This window comes from Neisseria sp. P0009.S007, assembly GCF_051962515.1.
On record NZ_JBQCVF010000671.1, the window covers coordinates 1 to 890 of the forward strand.

1 protein-coding gene is annotated in these 890 nt (G+C 47.6%); it reads right to left on the bottom strand.

Annotation, left to right across the window (positions count from 1 at the left end; genetic code table 11):
* Positions 1-14: 14 nt before the first annotated feature.
* On the bottom strand, positions 15-890 hold an 876-nt coding region (locus ACTHS3_RS15575; RefSeq protein WP_440368451.1), incomplete at its 5' end, for an MFS transporter.

Sequence of the window (890 nt, forward strand, 5' to 3'; positions counted from 1 at the left end):
CTAATTTTCAACAATCAATTAAACAAACTTAAGGCTTTAACAAACACCATAATGACGCCATAGCCCAAAGGAATGCAAACCAAAGCCCAGCGCCACCATACGCCAATACCGCCCGCTGATACTTTCTTGCTGATCAGATAGGCATCGGATACAGCGGTTTCATCATCGGGGTTGCCGCTATGTGCCGCGACCTTAATGTCTTTTTCGTGATGCTTTTCGTGAACCGAACGGACACTCAAATTACACAACAAACCGACAATCAACAAACCTGCCATGATGTACATGGTGATGCTATAAGCCTCAGCAGCTGGAACGCCGCTTTCAATTTGGCTTTGGCGGATATAGTTGACCAACACCGGGCCAATAACGGCCGCAGTTGACCATGCCAGCAAAATCCTGCCGTGGATTGCACCGACTTGATAAGTGCCGAACAAATCCTTCAGATACGCCGGAATCGCTGCGAAACCGCCGCCATACATGGAAATGATGACGCAGAACCCAATAACAAACAAAGCCTTGTTACCGCTCTCGCCAATAGACGGAATGGCAAAATACAACAGCGAGCCGAGCACAAAGAAAATAGTATAAGTATTTTTACGCCCAATTTTGTCGGACACGCTGGACCACAAAAAGCGGCCGCCCATATTAAACAGGCTCAACAGGCTCACAAAACCTGCCGCCGCACCCGCACCAATGGCAGCCTGTTTACCGACAGAAGTTTCAGAAAACAGCTCCTGAATCATGACAGAAGCCTGACCCAAAACACCAATACCTGCCGTCACATTCAGACACAACACCCAAAACAAGAGCCAAAATTGCGGCGTTTTCATGGCTTGTGAGACATTGACATGATTACTGCTGACCAATTTGCTTTTGTTTTTCGGCGCAAC